Genomic DNA, 16,420 nt, shown 5'->3' on the forward strand with positions numbered 1-16,420 from the left:
ACTTCAATAGCAACCGGAAGCCAGTGCGGCTCTTCCGAACGTACCCTAAATTTCATGATCAATAAATCATTTATTGCGGCTGGCGCTTTCTGGGCCTGCGTGTGCCTGCTGGCAACGCCTACAGTGGCCCAAACACAGACTGTCGACGCCGGAAAACCGCTGGTATTGACTACGCAGCCCGCTGATTTTCTGCTGCAATTCGACTGGATGCCGACAAACGGCGCGACCCCCATGCTGACCCTATCGAACGGACAGGCGATTCCGCTGCAAAACGGTAAGGTCGGTAAACTACCCGGCCTGTGGCAAACCGTGTCGCTGAGCTATCAGGCCGCCCGCAAGGGTATGCCTCCCATGCTCAACAAGCTGCTGATCAACGGTGTGACCGTGCAGGAGGGCGCTAACCTGATTGCCGGTAAAGGGGGCAACCAACCCGTACAGCTGACGGTTAACAACGGCTCGGCAACGGTGCGTAACGTGGTGGTGCGCCCCCTGGCCGACCGCTCCGTGGCCAACTGGGCTGGCCCCGTAACCTACAAGCTGTATAAAGGCAGCTTCGAAAACCGGGCCGAACTCGACAAGCAGAAACCCGTGAAAACCGACACCGATGCGGGCATCAACTACAACGTGTCGTACGGGCAGTCGGGGCGCTTCACGATCCTGTATGATGGCAAATTGAACGTACCTGCGGCGGGCGATTACATCCTCGACCTGCAAATGGGTGGCGTGGCCGGTGTCTGGGTCGATGGTAAGCCGGTGATTCAGATGACCTACCGTGACCTGGTCGATCCCGTCTCGCAGCCGATCAACCTTTCCGCCGGTACGCACGACGTGCAGGTAGCCTTTGCCCGGTCGTGGCCCGCCCCCGGTCTGGGCCTGTTCATCAGCCAGCCCGACACGCGCCCTCAGCCGCTGCACGTGAGCGGATCGTTGCCCGAAGTCACGCCCATCAGCACCATGCTGGCCCAGCCCGAACCCCGCCCCACGCTGATCCGGTCATTTATCCAGATGCCCGGCGAGGTGTCTAAACGGACCCACGCCTTGTCGGTAGGGAGCCAAACGGGTATGCACTACAGCGTCGATTTGAACCAGATGGCGCTGCTGATGGCCTGGAAAGGCGATTTTGCCGACGTAACGCAGATGTGGTACGAACGTGGTGAACCGCAATTGCTCCAGTCGGCCGGTACGACGGTGCGCCCCGCTCCCCGCACGGCTTTAGCCCCGCTCGCCAACACGGATGCTGCCTGGCCCGATAGCCTGGGTACTAATGTATTGCAGTATAAAGGTCTGGTGCTCGATAAAGAAGGCAACCCCACCGCCGAATACACGCTGGCTGGCGCAACGGTCCGCGATCAAATCCGCGCCTCGGCCAATGCCCTTGCCCGCACGCTGACCATCAACGGAACGGCTTCATCGCCGCTGTACTGCCGACTGGCGGCCAGCAAAAACATCGAAGCCGTAGGCAAAGGCGTGTATGCCATCGACGACCGCAGCTATTTTGTGCGTCTCGACCCCAAAGCGCCCGCTTCGATTCGGCAGAGTGGCGGGAAGCAGGAACTGGTGATGCCTGTTGCGCTCAAAAATGGGAACGCCACCGTTAGTTATTCCCTTGAATTTTAAGATGGAGCCCCTTAGCTGGACCGAATTTGAGCGCGTTGATATGCGGGTCGGGACCATCCAGTCGGCCGAGCCCTTTCCGCAGGCCCGCAAACCCGCCTACAAACTCACCATCGACTTCGGCCCCGAGGTGGGTATCCGGCGGACGTCGGCGCAGATCACGCACCTTTACCAGCCCGACACGCTGGTGGGGCAGCAGGTGGTGGCAGTCGTCAATTTTCCGCCAAAACAAATTGGTCCGTTCATGAGCGAATGCCTGGTATTGGGCAGTGTAGCTCCCGACAAAACCGTTACCTTATTAACAACCACCCATCCCGCCGAAAATGGCCTGCGGATCGGATAACTTCTTCATCTTAAACCTATAAGGTTTTGAAAACCTTATAGGTTTGGGTGTTTGACAATCAAAACTCTATGAAAAAGCTCGCGCTTTCGCTGATTGCTCTTTCGCTGATTCACACGGTAACGCTGGCGCAAAAACCGGCTAGCGAAGATGATTATTACCGCATCGTGACCCTGCCCGTTCCCGAAGGGGTTGCGCTCGAAGTGGGCGGCATGACCTCCATGCCCGACGGACGGCTGGCTGTAAGCACCCGGCGTGGTGAGGTCTGGCTGATTGGTAACCCCTACATGCAGGGAAGCCGCCAGCCGACGTTCAAACGCTTTGCCACCGGCCTTCACGAGCCGCTCGGCTTGCTCTACCGCACCACCGGCCCTTTCAAGGGCGAGCTGTTTGCTACGCAGCGCGGCGAAGTAACCCGCCTGATCGACACCGACGGCGACGACATTGCCGACGAATACCGCTCGTTTTACAAATGGCCGCTCTCGGGCAACTATCACCAGTACAGCTATGGTCCGCTACCGCTGCCCGATGGCGACATGGTGATCACGCTCAACGTCGACTGGATCGGGAAAGGCGGGAGCCTCTCAAAATGGCGCGGCTGGATGCTGCGGCTGAATGATAAAGGCGAAATGACCCCCTGGGCCACGGGCCTACGCTCGCCGGCGGGCTTTATGGCTCTGCGGGATGGCAGCATCTTCTACGCCGAAAACCAGGGTGACTGGGTTGGCTCGGGCCGGGTGACGCACCTCGAAAAAGGCGACTTTGCCGGTAACCCCGCCGGGTTGCGCTGGAGTGGCGAAGAAGGCTCACCGCTAAGCCTCAAACCCGAAGACGTACCCAGCACGGGCAAACCCATGCACGAAGTGGCTAAAACGGTGAAAAACCTGAAGGTGCCCGCCGTGTGGTTCCCCCATACGCTAATGGGCATCTCGACCTCCGACATGCGCGAAGACACCACCAACGGCGCGTTTGGTCCCTTTGCCGGGCAGGTGTTCGTGGGCGATCAGGGCCACAGCAAGATCATGCGGATGACGCTCGAAAAGGTAAACGGTAAGTGGCAGGGCGCCTGTTTCCCGTTCCGCGAGGGCTTTCAGTCAGGGATTCTGCGGATGCTATGGGGGCAGGACGGCTCTATGTTCGTGGGGATGACCAGCCGGGGCTGGGCCGCAACGGGCAAATCGCCGTTTGGCGTGCAGCGCCTCGTCTGGACGGGTAAAACACCTTTCGAGATGAAGACCATCAGCTCGCGGCCCGACGGTTTCGAGATCGCGTTCACCATGCCTGTCGATCGTAAAACTGGCGAAGACCCGGCTAGTTACAGCCTCAATAGCTTCACCTACAAGTACCACAGCACCTACGGCAGCCCCATCGAAGACGCCCGCACCGTACCCATCCGGGGCGTCATCCTGAGCGCCGACGGTCTCTCGGCCCGGATTGTGGCCGACACTACGCTGCGCGAAGGCTATATTCATGAAGTGAAAGCCGAGGGTGTCAAATCGGCTACGGGCGGGCTGTCGCTGCTGCACAACACCGGCTACTACACACTCAACGCCATTGCCCCTGGTGACCGCGCCAACGTACCGGCCCGCATGATGGCGTCGGCGAGCACCGCACCGATGGCCCACGACCACTCGGCTATGATGGCGAGCACCACGCCCGCTACCAACGCGAAGGGCGGTAAAGCCGCTGGCAAAGCGATTACGCCCGCCAAAAAGACGGTGGCCGCCGTAGCCGCCAAGCGCACGACGGAGCAGCCCGCCGACTGGACCAACGGCCCCGATCAGACGATCAGCATCGGCACCAAACCGGGCCTGAAATTCGATACGGAGCAGGTGGAAGTGAAAGCGGGTAGCCGGATCAAATGGGTCTTCAACAACAACGACGACATGCTCCACAACTGCGTGATTGTGAAGCCGGGTACGTCGGCGTCGGTGGGTGAGGCAGCCCTGAAGCTGAACCTCAACGGCGCGAAGCTCAACTACGTACCCAACTCGCCGAACGTGCTGTACCACACGAATATTCTGCAACCCGAATCGGCGGAGAGCATCTACTTCACCGCCCCCACCGAGCCCGGCAATTACCAGTTCGTCTGTACCTTCCCCGGCCACTCCATGTTCATGGTAGGTACGTTGCGCGTCGTGAAATAGGTAACAAATCCCAGCTACTCCCAAGGTCAGGCTCTTTTCAGATTATAGGCTGAAAGTGAGCCTGACCTTGGGAGTAGCTTTTGGCTAACAGAGTCGATTCCGACAGATTTCTTGCTGGGGAAAGTTACAGTCGTGAATAGCCCGATGCAGGTCGGTAAAACGTTATCATCAACTGGCTCTATCTTCACTGATGCTTCGGCCACCTAAACCGTGCTATTGACAGTTATCATAGCTGTATGAAGCCACCTCGTAGGTACGTTCGCTTGTCTGCTCGCCTGCTGACGTATAGCTACGGTCAACAGCCTGTACAGTTAATGGGAAGCCATTCCTGTTCTGGGTCGAACTAAACAGGATTTCCCGACTCTTGACGAAAGTACCGGCAGTGCCTTTTACGAAATAATGTACCTTCGACAACAAGCCCTGCCCTTCCCCTGTGCTGTTCAAGGGCGTTCGTAGTTCATCGGGCCACCCTTTAAAAAGGGAGGGAGCAGCTTCAGAAGTGAGCCTGCCGGTAGCATATTCATAAAGCATGTAATCGTACTGCGCGGAGCCTGAAAAATCAACGCGGGTGCGCCGCCCCTGACTATCGTATGTATAGGTTGTTGGGGTCTGAAGAGTGCTTTCCTTTACCAATCCGTTTTCAAACGTGTAAGGCTGAAAATCAAGGCGGGCAACCGTACTAATTTTATAGCCCGTCTGTAGCCCATTATTGAAGAAATAGGTTTCGATCTCAAAAGGGTCGGTTCTGGAAATCACAATACGCGTAAGCTTACCCGATCCATCGTACTCGTACGTGGTTGTTTGATCTATCTGCTGGCTAATTGATCCAGTACGTGTCGCCGTCGTTAAACGACCATTCACGTAGCCATAAACTTCGTTACTCAGGGGCCTGCTCTCGTTACTGATCATGTAGCCGTTGTTGTCGTAGGTATATTGGTTCGTGATCAAAGTTCTGCCTACCTGATTTTTGTAGATATCCAGTCGCCCGCCGACGTTATATACCCATTCTTCACTGCGGAAGAATGAGTTAACTAGATTGGCCGGTTGTGTAGCACTCGTCAGGCGGCAGGACAGGGGAGATGGGTTGTGGTCTGGTAGGCAACCTGTTTGGAGTATACCTAAACTAATAACTGCCAACAGTGTCGACAATTGGAAACCGTGAAGCTGACGCATAGCCTTGTGAGTATCTAAGTAGATGGCGACCGCCTCTGTTGGTTCAACCCAACGAGTAAGTATCGCACCCCGAAAGTTGAGATTTCTGTCCTAGCCTAACCATGATGGGTGTCCGATCACAACCTGATGTCGGTCATGTTCACTGCGTTACTCTATCGCGAAATAAATTTTAGTGCCTGTCTTCCGGCGTGATAACTGGTAGTTTTAGGTGGAAGCTGTCAGCCAAAATCTGCGTGATGATTGAAAAAGTGTAAGCGAAAGTCCGCTTCTATACAGGTCTGCATTGGTACGGAAATGGCGATTATTACCTGCTGATTACCTGGGCTGGCTAGCAATTTGTGAGAAGAAGCATTGTTGCAACTAAGTTGGTAAAACGATAACTGGCATTCGGATGCTGTATACGATCGACTCACTCGTCGCCGATTTTCAACGGAAAAAGAAGCTAAAATTCCTGTTCTTCTGGGGACATCAACCCGCCAAAAACGGGGAGCTAACAGCGTCATGCTTTAGCCAGTGGTGGGCATCTCCCTTTGAGGTTGAGGGTATACGGTATGCTACGGCTGAACACTGGATGATGGCTCAGAAGGCGGCCCTGTTCAATGACAACGACGCTTTCCAGCGAGTGATCGCTGCCAAATCACCCGGAGAAGCCAAACAGATTGGACGACAGGTACGTGGCTTCAATGATACGATCTGGAATGGCCGCCGGTATGATCTGGTCATGCAGGGTAATAAACACAAGTTCAGTCAGCACGAAACGCTCAAAACGTTTCTGCTCAATACGAATGATCGGGTGCTGGTCGAAGCAAGCCCTGTCGATCGTATTTGGGGTATCGGGCTGGCTGCTTCCGACGAGCGGGTTACCAACCCTGGTCAGTGGCAGGGGCTGAATCTGCTTGGGTTTGCCCTGATGGATGTGCGCGACCAATTGCGGCACGAGTAAGCTCGCTGGCTGGCCGTTGGTCAGCAATTTCTGGCTTTACCAGCTATCTTGCCCCCATGAATCGACTTATTCGCCTCGGTTTTTGGGGGCTTCTTGTTGTTGGGTTACTGGCCGTTTGGGAGCAGGTACGTACCGCCCCATTTATGGCCCGCTTCACCCGGCAACCCGACCAGACGACGCATAGTGTGGTGCTCGAACGCGTCACAGCGCTGGGCAAACTCGAACTGGTACGCTACACCTTCAAAGACATCGTGGAGCACGAGCAGGTTAATACCATTCTGCCCAATTCGCGGGCCGTGCTCATCATCGAAGGGGAGGCCGTCGGCTGTGTGGATCTCACCAAAATCACGCCCGACGACGTTATCACCCAAGGCGACTCGCTGACGCTGCGCCTGCCAGCCCCGGAGGTATGCGTCTGGAAAATCAATCATCAGCGGTCGCGGGTTTACGATACGCAGTACACGTTCCTGAACGAGGCGCAGCTGGTGAGCGATGCCTACCGCCGGGCCGAAGCGCAAGTAAAAGCCTCGGCGCTGCAAAGCGGCATTCTCGGCCAAACCCGGCAGAATGCGGTTACGCTATTACGCCCGCTGCTGGGCCAGCTAACCAAAAAGCGGGTAGGTCTTGTATTTCGATAGACCTGTTGCTAATTTTTCCGGACATACGCAGCCCGTCAATCAGGATTGCCGTATTCTTGCTAAGCGCCAGCCGATACAACCATGAACACGACCACCATTGCCCGCAATAGCCTGTTAATCGCCGAACCGTTTTTGGGCGATGCCAACTTCGAGCGAAGTGTGGTGGTTATCTGCGAGCATACCGAACACGATGGCACCTTTGGCCTAATTCTGAACCAGAGCACCACCCTGCACGTCAGCGACGTGATCGACGACGTCTACGCCGATATTCCGCTGTTTGTAGGTGGCCCCGTGCAGCCCGACACGCTGCATTACGTGCATCGGCGCCCCGACCTGATCGACAATTCGATTCCGCTGGGCGAGGGTATTTACTGGAGCGGTAACTTCGAGCAGGTGAAACAGGCGCTCAACATCGGCACGCTGACGGAAAACGACGCCCGCTTTTTCATCGGGTATTCGGGCTGGGAGGCGGGCCAACTGAGCCGCGAACTCGACGAGAAAACCTGGATCATCACCCAGACCGACGGGAATTTCCTGTTTGACACGCCCGCCGATCAACTCTGGCGCGGCATCCTGAAACGCATGGGCGGGCAGTACAAAGTACTCTCCAATTACCCCGTCGATCCCAGGCTTAACTGACACTAGTTTACAGGTTTACCATCCTCTGTCTTCTGTTTACTGTTAGCGGGCGCCTGCTTATTCCGGCGCCAGCCAACAGAAGACGGAAGACAGTGAACGGGAAACGTGTAAGCTATGAACGGTTTTTTAACCAACTTTGTCGTACCGTTCGCCAACGTCCGGCGTTCTATAAGGGTCTGGGAAGGGAGCCCAAGGTTCACTGGCTAACGTAACAGGCTATTACTGGCCGAAACGTTGATCATTGACCGGTGAACTTTACCCTCTTTTCCCAGAGCTAACGTCTTCTTAAATGCGTATCCATCAAGTAGTTATTTATGCGTTGAGTGTGTGCCTGCCGCTAGGTACGTTGGCGCAGACCACGCCTGGCGACTCACTCCCCGTCGCCCCGTCCGCGCAACCCGGTATCACCATTCCGCTCCAGGCTTCTGCCGCTGTTCCTGAAACCGACCCCAGCCCCAAGCAGGCCCGGCCCGAACGAAAAGGGCAATACGCACCCGGCGGCTATGGCCCTAGTGCGCTGCTCTACACTGGTCATTTTGGCGTGAAAGCCGGTGCACAACTCACCAGCGCGCCCATCACGGGCGTATCGCCGAGCATCGAAAAGCGGGATCTGGACATTCACCTTGGGGTGCTGTATCGGTACCGGTTCAGCAAGTTTGTGATTCAGCCCGAACTGCTTTACCAGATCAAAGGCGGTAACTACCAGCGCCTGCAAATCGGGTCGTCTAACCGGGCAACGATCGAGAACAATTTTAACTACATAAGCCTGCCCATCATGCTCGGGTACATCCCCGTCGAAGGGCTGACAATTCAGGCCGGGCCCGAATTCAGCTGGCGCATCGAAACGACCAACGGGCCGCAGAGTAGCCGCGACGCGGGCATTGCGCTTGGGGTTCACTACGATTTCCTCGACATGCTCGATAAGTTCAGCCTGAATATTCGCTACGTCTACGGGCTGACTAAAATCCCCGAAACCGTTAACAGTACCCTTCAGAACCGCGCTTTCCAGGTAGGGGTGGTGTATAACTTTTACAAAAAATGAGGAATGATGAGTGATGAATAGGCTGGATCAGGCTTGTCATCGCTCATCATTCCTCATTCCGCCTTCATTCTATGCTTTCCGACTTTGGTATCATGCTGCTGTTCATTCTGACCGCGTTCGCGTTCATTGTGGGCATATTGCTGTTCGGGAAGCTGCTCCGCCCCGACCACCCCAACGAGGAGAAACTGACCACCTACGAGTCGGGCGAAGAGCCGGTCGGCAACGCGGGTATTCAGTTTAATCCGCGTTTCTACGTAGTGGCGCTGGTGTTTGTGCTGTTCGATGTCGAATTGGTTTTCCTGTTTCCGTGGGCGACCGTTTTCGCGCAGCCTACCCTCATTGCCGAGACCGACGGCCTGTGGGGCTGGTTCACGCTCACTGAAGTTGTGTTGTTCGTCGTGATTCTGGCCGTTGGACTAGCCTACGCCTGGGCGAAAGGCTATCTGGATTGGGAAAAACCCCAGCCGCAGATCCCGACCGTTGCGAGCAACGTACCCAGCCAACTCTACGAGCAGATCAACCAGAAGTACAGCGGACGAAAGCCTTGACCAGAAACGCTGGCGCTTGTTGACCCCAAAAAAAAGCCTTCCGGGTACGTAGCAATGGCTACTCCCGGAAGGCTTTTTACGTTACTACTCGCTGCTATTGACTCCTTAGGGAAGTGGCGAGGCCAACGCTAGAAGAACAGAATGCGAATGGTGAACGGACTGCTGCCGTACAACACCTGATCATTGACCGAATTGACTGAATAACTGACGTTGTACAGAAACGACAGGTTGGCCGCGAAGAGTCGGCCGATGGGCTGCGAGTAGGTAGCCCCCAGCCAGGTAGCCGTTGATGAACCCGTAGTACGCCCAGCCACGGTCAACTGCCCCGATGTGCTGAACGACCGCTGATCTAGCTCAACGTGGGCGTACAGGTTCGGCAGAATGTTTGGAATGAACTCATACATGCCGAACAGCCGCCCTGAATACTGGTTCAGGTTGCCGCCGTAGAAGTTCTTCCAGTTGGTATACGTGTAGCCCGCGCCAATACCAGCGACAAAATGCTCGGTGACCTGATAGGCCACCACTGGCGAGACACCAATGCTGAAGGGGTTAAATGAAAGCGCTGAAATGCCGCCCCCATAACGCAGGCGATCTTTAAAGGGCAACGGATTGCCTTCCGGGGTTTGCGATTTCAGCGGAGCCTGCCCCTGGTCGCGGCGTTCTTCGGGGTCTTCGGTGATCTGACCGAAAGCCACGCTAGACGATAACAAGGCAAAGAGCAGCAAAAAACGATGGATATGTTTCATGGATTTGTGCAATGGATAAAAAACAGTCTAAATAACGAAACGGGTACTAGCTTTCGCATTAGCAGCCCCTTAAAACACGAACTCTTTCACGTCGGGGTCATTGAGCATGCGCTTGATGCATTTTTCATGCGCTTTTTCGGGGCCCGACACCTTCCAGCGCCCGATCATCTGCGTACCAATACGCTGTTGAGGGCCCCGGCGTGGCGACAGCCCGCAATCAATAAACGCCTGCTCGTATTTGTTCAGCGTCTTGTTCTGGTAGGTCGTTACGACTTTGTATTCGCGGGTCTGGTTAAGGCGCGTGATGGTGTACGACAACCTGGCCAGCAGCAGCAACGACCCCATGATGATGCCGAAGCCAGCCAGCGCAATGTCGTAATGGCCGGAGCCGATACTCATGCCGAGGGCCGATACCGCCCAGACGGTGGCGGCCGTAGTAAGGCCTTTCACGCGGCTTTCTTCTTTGTAGATGATGCCCGCGCCCAGAAAGCCGATGCCATTCACGATGTTGGCCGCAATGCGGTCGCCCCCGAGCCGCGTAGAGAGCATGGTAAACAGCGTGGCACCCACGCAGATCATGATCATGGTGCGGAAACCCGTGGCTTTCGAGCGGTACTCGCGCTCGGCACCGATCAGCCCCCCTGCGGCGAGGGCGAGCAACAAACGATAGAGATCTTCCAGGTAAAAATTCATGCCATCGAAAAAGCGGAAACGCCGTAAATGGCTAACACCAGATCAGACCCAAAAAGTCCGGCGGGGGTTTGAAAGCCAGGTTTAGCCTGCCCCTGTACTACGTTTCGGACAATCGTCAGCGCGGCCAGCGCCGTCAGTTCATAACCGTCGGGGCCGGTCAGGCGAGCCGTTACGGTTTGGCCGGCGGCGTTGCCTACCCGGCCCCAGACCTGCGTTTTGGCGCGGCTGCGTTTGGCTTCGTCGGGTCCCGTAACACGCTGGGTGATCTGCCCCTGAATCAACCGACGTACCCAGCCCTGCCGCAGCAGCCAGCCCAGGTAATTGCCCGCCCGCGCCAGCCGGATCGCCGTTGGGTCGGCGGCCATAAACGTCTCGATGTTGGGAATGCCGGTGGTGTAATAGGCCGTCGACACGTCGCCCCACGGAATGCTCATGCAGGGCAGGGTTTGGCCGTTGGCGAACGTCACGTCGAGCACCCGATGGGCATAAGGCACAGCTTTGAGCTTGCCCTGCTCGCGCACCAACCCGCCCGTGCCGAGGTTATCGGCGGCCGTTTGCGCTGTACCGTGGGACACACTTCCGCCTTCGTTGGCAAAGGCTAGTTGCAGGTACGTGGCATCGGGTAGGCGGTCGTACAGGAACCGCGCCATGCAGTCAGTCGGGACCACGTCGAACCCCACGCCCGACATCAGCATAACGCCCTTTGCTTTGGCCTGGGCATCGAGGGACGCCCCCTGCTCAAAGACCGCCACTTCGCCGGTGATGTCGAGGTAATGAACGCCATTGCGCAAACAGGCCTGCTGCATGGGCATGGCCGTTTTTGAGAAAGGCCCGGCGCAGTGCAACACCACCGGCACATCGCGCATGGCGTTGTTGAGGGCGATGGCGTTGGTCAGGTCGGCCACGCGGTAGGAGAGGCCAAATTCGCTGCCCAGCGCCCGCAGTTTGGTCTCGTCGCGCCCGCACAAAATGGGCTTGAGACCAAACGGGGTCACTTTTTCCAGAATCAGGCGGGCGGTGTAGCCCGTGGCTCCGTAGAGCAGAAACGCGTTGTCCATAAGCACCGCAGGATGAAAATTCGGTGCAAGGTATCAGTTCCGGCTCAACCAGCTAAATACCGCCGCCGTAACCAGCCCACCCACCGCATACCAGGTGATCGTCAGTGCGGCCGTGGTGGCGGTGTGCCGAACGGGTTCGTCGCCCAGCCCCAGCGGCTCGGCCAGCGTAACGGCCCCGGCTCCCGCCAACGTACCCAGCACAGCGCCCATCGGCAGCGCCGCTTTGGGTGATACGGTGCCAATCAGACTGTAATACAGGGCGTTAGAAGTAAGGTCGCCCGCCAGCGCGGCAGCGTAGAGCGACTTGCCCGTGGGCGTGGGTACGTTGGCCGCTTTGGTTAGCTTGATGATACCGCGTTTACCCAGCTTATCCACGCGGGGCGCTTCGGGCGTAAACTGCCGGACGGTTTCGTGCAGGGCATTGAGGGCAACGGCCCCCGCCAGGCCACTCAGCAGGGCATTCGAGAAAGTAGTCATATCAGTACGTATGCTTTTCGCTATAACTTGTTTGCGCCGGAAGTGGCTGTTTTGCTTAGGCTAGCCCGCCCGCCGTCGTCTACCATCCCGACTCATGGCTCATCGCTCCTTTTCCCGCCGTCAGGCGCTTGCTACCCTTGGCACTGCCGCTCTTGGCACCCCCGCTCTTGCTCGCTCAGGTACGTTGCCCGCCGTGGCTACTTCCCCTTTCGCGCCGTCGCTGGCGCCCAAAGCGCCCTTTACGCTCTGCCTCAATATGAGCACGATCATGGGGCATAAGCTGGGGTTTGCCCGCGAACTCGAAACGGCCGCTAAAGCGGGTTTTGAGTCGGTCGAAATCTGGGTGAACAGCTTGCAGGAATTCCTGAAGACGAATTCGCCATCCCAAGCCCGGTTGCGCCTTACCGATTTGGGGCTGACGGCCGAAAACGCCATTGGCTTTGCACCCTGGATTGTCGATGATACTGCCGCCCGCCAGAAAGGCCTCGATCAGATGAAGCGGGAAATGGAACAACTGGCGCAGATCGGCTGCAAGCGGGTAGCGGCCCCGCCGGTAGGTGCTCAAACGCCCGACGCCCCCCTGCTCGATCTGCACCGGGTGGCCGAACGCTACCACGCCCTGCTCGAACTGGGCAAGCAGATGGGCGTAACGCCTCAACTCGAACTGTGGGGCTTTGCCAAAAACCTCAACCGGCTCTCCGACGTGCTGTTTGTGGCTGCTGAAGCGAACCACCCCAACGCCCGGCTGCTGCTCGACATCTATCACCTTTACAAAGGCGGCTCGGGCCTGACGGCTCTGCCCCTGGTGGGCAAACCGGCCGTCGAGGTGTTTCACGTCAACGATTATCCGGCCACGCTCACGCCCGCTCAGATTACCGATGCCGACCGCGTTTTTCCCGGCGACGGCGTAGCGCCCATCCGCGACGCGCTGGCGATGATCAAAAACCCCGACCGGCCCGTGGTGCTCTCGCTCGAAGTTTTCAACAAAGGCTATTACGCCCAGCCCGCCGACGTAGTTGCTAAAACGGCCTACCAGAAAATGCGCGCGCTGATTAGCTGATGAATGGATAGTGGATAATGCACAATGAATGATGTGTAGTGGGGACGATGATAGCATGAGGATAACGGCGTAGAACCATTGTACATCGTTCATTGTACATTGTACATTACCCTTTTTGCATTATGACCCGCTTATCCGTCAACATCAACAAAATCGCCACGATTCGTAACGCCCGCGGCGGCAACAACCCCAATCTGGTGCAGGTCGCGCTGGATTGTGAACGGTTTGGGGCACAGGGCATCACCGTGCACCCGCGCCCCGACGAACGCCACATCCGATATCAGGATGTGCTCGATCTACACGCGGTCGTCACGACGGAGTTCAACATCGAAGGCAACCCCGATGAACGGTTCATCGAACTGGTCAAACGGGTAAAACCCGCGCAGGTAACCCTTGTGCCTGACGCCCCCGACGCCATCACGTCCAATGCCGGCTGGGACACCATTCGCCACGCCGATCACCTGCGGCGCCTCATCGACACGTTCAAGGAAGACGGTATTCGGGTGTCGATTTTCGTGGATGCCGACGAACGGATGGTGGAAGGCGCCAAAGCTGTCGGGACCGACCGCATCGAACTCTACACCGAGCCCTACGCGACCCAGTATCCGTCCGATCGCGAAGCAGCCGTTGCACCCTTTGTGCAGGCGGCCCGGAAGGTGCAGGAATTGGGGTTGGGTCTCAACGCGGGCCATGACCTAAGTCTGGAAAACCTCCGTTTCTTCGCCAGCAACGTACCTGGCCTGCTGGAAGTATCGATCGGGCACGCCCTCATCTGCGACGCGCTTTATTTCGGCCTGGAAAATACCATTCAGCTTTACCGGCGTGAATTAACGACTGCGGAATAATGCCACTTGCTGTCGACGACTTCCTGAATCAGGGCCAGACACTGCCCGTGCTCGACGTACGTTCGCCGGGGGAGTTCGCCCACGCCCACATACCCGGTGCCGTAAACATGCCCCTGTTCGACAACGCCGAACGGGCCGAAATCGGCACCATCTACAAACAGGTGGGGCGCGATGCCGCCGTGTTGCGCGGGCTGGAACTGGTGGGTCCCAAAATGGCTGATTTCGTGCGGCAGGCGCAGGCCCTTAACCCGGCCGGGCGCGAGGTACTGGTGCATTGCTGGCGCGGTGGCATGCGATCGGGCTCGATGGCCTGGCTGCTCAACACGGCGGGGATTCGGGCGCAGACGCTGGAAGGAGGCTACAAAGCCTACCGCAACACCGTACTGACCGGTCTGGCGCAGCCGAGGCAGGTGCTGGTGTTGGGCGGAAAAACGGGTTCGGGCAAAACCGACGTGCTGAAACAACTGGCCGCGCTGGGCGAACAGGTGATTGATCTGGAAGGGCTGGCGCACCACAAGGGGTCATCTTACGGGGCCATTGGCCAACTACCCCAACCGTCGACGGAGCAATACGAGAATCGGGTATTCGACCACTACCGCCACCTCGATCCGACGAAGCGGGTGTGGATCGAAGATGAAAGTCGTAGTGTGGGCAAATGCTTCGTGCCGATGTCGCTCTGGCAGCAGATGCAGACGGCTCCGGTCGCGTTTATCGACGTACCCAGAGCCGTGCGCGTGGAGCGACTGGTGCGCGAATACACGGGTATCGACCACACGCTGCTGGTCGAAGCGACCGAACGGATTCGGAAGCGGCTGGGCGGGCAGGCTTACAAAGACGCCATCGACGCCTTGAATCGGGGCGATTACGCCACCGTGGCCGACCTCACGCTTAACTACTACGACAAGGCCTATTTGCATAGCCTTAATCAGCGCGACAAAAGCAGTGTTTCGCCCATACCTATCGCCACCGACGATCCCACCCAAACTGCCCAGAAATTAATCGCCTGGGCTGATGCGAACGTACCTAACGGAGTGTTTCCGTAAGCCTTGAAACTCTTTCCAATGCAAGAGGTCCCCGGTGGTTGCCAGGGACCTCTTGCGTATCAATCCAACGCTAAAAACTAGTTGGCCGGGTCGGCGGGGGTGCTGGTATTGTTGTCGCGCTCGACGCGGGGATACGGCATGAAATTTCGGTTGCGTTCGCTACCCGTAGCCCCCGGCCCTGGGCGTCCAAACCGACGGTTGTCTTCCAGGCGGAATCCTTGATACGCCAGCTCGACGTTCCGGTTCCGCAGGATTTCGAGTAGCACGGCGTCGGCTGTCTGGGCACCCGAATAGGCCGGTAACCCGGCGCCGACATTGAAGGCATCCTGGGCGGCGGTCTTAGTCAGCACTTTGTTCAGTTGCGCAACGGCGTTACCTAAATCATTCTTACGGGCGTAAGCTTCGGCCTGAATCAGGAGCATTTCACCGGGCAGGTAGACCGGAACGGCGGTGCCGTTGGCGGTGTAAAAGCCCGTGCCGAGGTTCAGCGTCGAAACGGGCGTTTGCCGGATGTACACGGCCAGCCGTTTGTCGCCTGCTGCCGGCGCCAAAGCCCCCGATAGGCCCAGCACACTGTTGGTCGGTTCGATTACGTTGACGTTACCGAAGGCCGTGAAAAACACCGGGTTGCGGTTGGTATCGTCGAAATTGAAGACCGATCGCTTGGTCAGGTCGACCTTGGCGGCGGCGGCAATGGCTTTGTCGTAGTCACCGGCCAGCAGGCTGTAGCGGGCAATCAAGGCCTGTAGTGTATTGGGAATGTCGATACCGGCCACGATTTTGCTCGAAAAATTGGCCGAAACCGGTGCCGAGGTTACCTGCGCAGCGGCGGCCTCCAGCCCACTGACAGCCTCCCGAAACACCTGCACCCGATCAACGAACGGCGCATTGTCGCCCACCTGCACCGGCACAGACTGGTAGAACTGCGCCAACGTACCCAGCGACAAGGCCCGGAAGATGGCGGCGTAGGCCTGAATGCCGCTTTTCGTGCCGGCGTCGCCCACCACGCCCAGGTTGCTCAGCACCAGGTTGGCGTTGGCCTTCACTAGATTACACTGCGTCCAGAGCGTGCGCAGCACCCCGTTCGTGTTGTTGATGTTGGCCTGTCCCTGGCTCAGGGCCAGTTCTTCCGAGTTACCGGCGTTTTTCACGAGCAATTCGTTCGTCGTCAGGCCACCGGCGGCCATCGCCGTGTAAATCACGCTGGCCGCGCCCCCCGTCGAGTACCGGTACTGAAGCGCATTGCAGACCGTGATGAGGCCATCGGCTGAGCCGGTAACCTGCGGTTGGACGGCGGCGCTGGGGTTCAGGTACGTTTGCTGGCAGCCGCTAACGCCCAGCAGGAAAGCTGTGGTGGAAGCTATGGTGAAAGCCCCGTTGAGCGAGCGAAGAAAGGAAGATCGTTTCATGATGT

General features: G+C 57.6%; 17 protein-coding genes. 11 read left to right on the forward strand and 6 right to left on the reverse strand.

Annotated features, from left to right (window positions below):
• The first annotated feature begins 54 nt into the window (after positions 1 to 54).
• The 3 genes from FAES_RS05810 to FAES_RS05820 all read left to right on the forward strand — a co-directional run bounded on the left by FAES_RS05810 (position 55) and on the right by FAES_RS05820 (position 4,101).
• The gene (locus FAES_RS05810) at positions 55 to 1,617 is read left to right on the forward strand and encodes a protein of unknown function DUF1080 (RefSeq protein ID WP_015330268.1); all 1,563 of its coding nucleotides are present in this window, start codon (positions 55 to 57) and stop codon (positions 1,615 to 1,617) included.
• A 1-nt stretch (position 1,618) separates the two neighbouring features.
• The gene (locus tag FAES_RS05815) at positions 1,619 to 1,957 is read left to right on the forward strand and encodes a tRNA-binding protein (protein ID WP_041257587.1); all 339 of its coding nucleotides are present in this window, start codon (positions 1,619 to 1,621) and stop codon (positions 1,955 to 1,957) included.
• 68 nt (positions 1,958 to 2,025) lie between these two features.
• On the forward strand, positions 2,026 to 4,101 hold the full coding sequence (locus tag FAES_RS05820) for an auracyanin family protein (RefSeq protein WP_015330270.1): 2,076 nt from the start codon (positions 2,026 to 2,028) through the stop codon (positions 4,099 to 4,101).
• Between the two features lie 213 nt (positions 4,102 to 4,314).
• On the opposite strand, the gene FAES_RS05825 is transcribed toward FAES_RS05820, so the two are convergent.
• Positions 4,315 to 5,274 (reverse strand): hypothetical protein, encoded by a 960-nt coding sequence (locus FAES_RS05825; RefSeq protein ID WP_015330271.1) that lies wholly within the window; start codon positions 5,272 to 5,274, stop codon positions 4,315 to 4,317.
• Between the two features lie 391 nt (positions 5,275 to 5,665).
• Here FAES_RS05825 and ybiA point away from each other — a divergent pair, with 391 nt between their 5' ends.
• The 5 genes from ybiA to FAES_RS05850 all read left to right on the forward strand — a co-directional run bounded on the left by ybiA (position 5,666) and on the right by FAES_RS05850 (position 9,084).
• Positions 5,666 to 6,217 (forward strand): riboflavin biosynthesis intermediates N-glycosidase, encoded by a 552-nt coding sequence (ybiA, locus tag FAES_RS05830; protein ID WP_015330272.1) that lies wholly within the window; start codon positions 5,666 to 5,668, stop codon positions 6,215 to 6,217.
• Positions 6,218 to 6,273: 56 nt separating this feature from the next.
• Complete coding sequence (locus tag FAES_RS05835; protein ID WP_015330273.1) at positions 6,274 to 6,855, forward strand: DUF4230 domain-containing protein; 582 nt, start codon at positions 6,274 to 6,276, stop codon at positions 6,853 to 6,855.
• 81 nt (positions 6,856 to 6,936) lie between these two features.
• Positions 6,937 to 7,494, forward strand: a complete 558-nt coding sequence (locus FAES_RS05840) for a YqgE/AlgH family protein (protein WP_015330274.1) — start codon at positions 6,937 to 6,939, stop codon at positions 7,492 to 7,494.
• Between the two features lie 289 nt (positions 7,495 to 7,783).
• A complete protein-coding gene (locus FAES_RS05845; RefSeq protein WP_015330275.1) occupies positions 7,784 to 8,536 on the forward strand; it encodes a porin family protein in 753 nt (250 codons plus the stop codon).
• A 71-nt stretch (positions 8,537 to 8,607) separates the two neighbouring features.
• The gene (locus FAES_RS05850; RefSeq protein WP_015330276.1) at positions 8,608 to 9,084 is read left to right on the forward strand and encodes an NADH-quinone oxidoreductase subunit A; all 477 of its coding nucleotides are present in this window, start codon (positions 8,608 to 8,610) and stop codon (positions 9,082 to 9,084) included.
• Between the two features lie 128 nt (positions 9,085 to 9,212).
• Here FAES_RS05850 and FAES_RS05855 read toward each other — a convergent pair whose 3' ends face one another.
• The 4 genes from FAES_RS05855 to FAES_RS05870 all read right to left on the reverse strand — a co-directional run bounded on the left by FAES_RS05855 (position 9,213) and on the right by FAES_RS05870 (position 12,058).
• Positions 9,213 to 9,830, reverse strand: a complete 618-nt coding sequence (locus tag FAES_RS05855; RefSeq protein WP_015330277.1) for a hypothetical protein — start codon at positions 9,828 to 9,830, stop codon at positions 9,213 to 9,215.
• Between the two features lie 69 nt (positions 9,831 to 9,899).
• Positions 9,900 to 10,523, reverse strand: coding sequence for an MgtC/SapB family protein (locus FAES_RS05860; protein ID WP_015330278.1), 624 nt, complete (start codon positions 10,521 to 10,523; stop codon positions 9,900 to 9,902).
• Positions 10,520 to 11,581 (reverse strand): saccharopine dehydrogenase family protein, encoded by a 1,062-nt coding sequence (locus tag FAES_RS05865; RefSeq protein ID WP_015330279.1) that lies wholly within the window; start codon positions 11,579 to 11,581, stop codon positions 10,520 to 10,522. Before FAES_RS05865 ends, FAES_RS05860 begins: the two co-directional genes overlap by 4 nt.
• A gap of 33 nt (positions 11,582 to 11,614) precedes the next feature.
• The gene (locus FAES_RS05870) at positions 11,615 to 12,058 is read right to left on the reverse strand and encodes a hypothetical protein (protein WP_015330280.1); all 444 of its coding nucleotides are present in this window, start codon (positions 12,056 to 12,058) and stop codon (positions 11,615 to 11,617) included.
• 94 nt (positions 12,059 to 12,152) lie between these two features.
• Between FAES_RS05870 and FAES_RS05875 the strand changes: the two genes are divergently transcribed.
• From FAES_RS05875 to mnmH, 3 genes are all read left to right on the forward strand, one after another.
• Positions 12,153 to 13,118 (forward strand): sugar phosphate isomerase/epimerase family protein, encoded by a 966-nt coding sequence (locus FAES_RS05875; RefSeq protein ID WP_015330281.1) that lies wholly within the window; start codon positions 12,153 to 12,155, stop codon positions 13,116 to 13,118.
• 122 nt (positions 13,119 to 13,240) lie between these two features.
• A complete protein-coding gene (locus FAES_RS05880) occupies positions 13,241 to 13,963 on the forward strand; it encodes a pyridoxine 5'-phosphate synthase (RefSeq protein WP_015330282.1) in 723 nt (240 codons plus the stop codon).
• Positions 13,963 to 15,006 (forward strand): tRNA 2-selenouridine(34) synthase MnmH, encoded by a 1,044-nt coding sequence (gene mnmH / locus FAES_RS05885; protein WP_015330283.1) that lies wholly within the window; start codon positions 13,963 to 13,965, stop codon positions 15,004 to 15,006. The genes FAES_RS05880 and mnmH overlap by 1 nt, the downstream gene beginning before the upstream one ends.
• A 77-nt stretch (positions 15,007 to 15,083) precedes the next feature.
• Here the strand turns inward: mnmH and FAES_RS05890 are convergent, their stop codons facing one another.
• Positions 15,084 to 16,415 (reverse strand): RagB/SusD family nutrient uptake outer membrane protein, encoded by a 1,332-nt coding sequence (locus FAES_RS05890; protein ID WP_015330284.1) that lies wholly within the window; start codon positions 16,413 to 16,415, stop codon positions 15,084 to 15,086.
• Between the last annotated feature and the right edge of the window lie 5 nt (positions 16,416 to 16,420).

Origin of the sequence: Fibrella aestuarina BUZ 2, from assembly GCF_000331105.1 — a bacterium.
GTDB lineage: Bacteria > Bacteroidota > Bacteroidia > Cytophagales > Spirosomataceae > Fibrella > Fibrella aestuarina.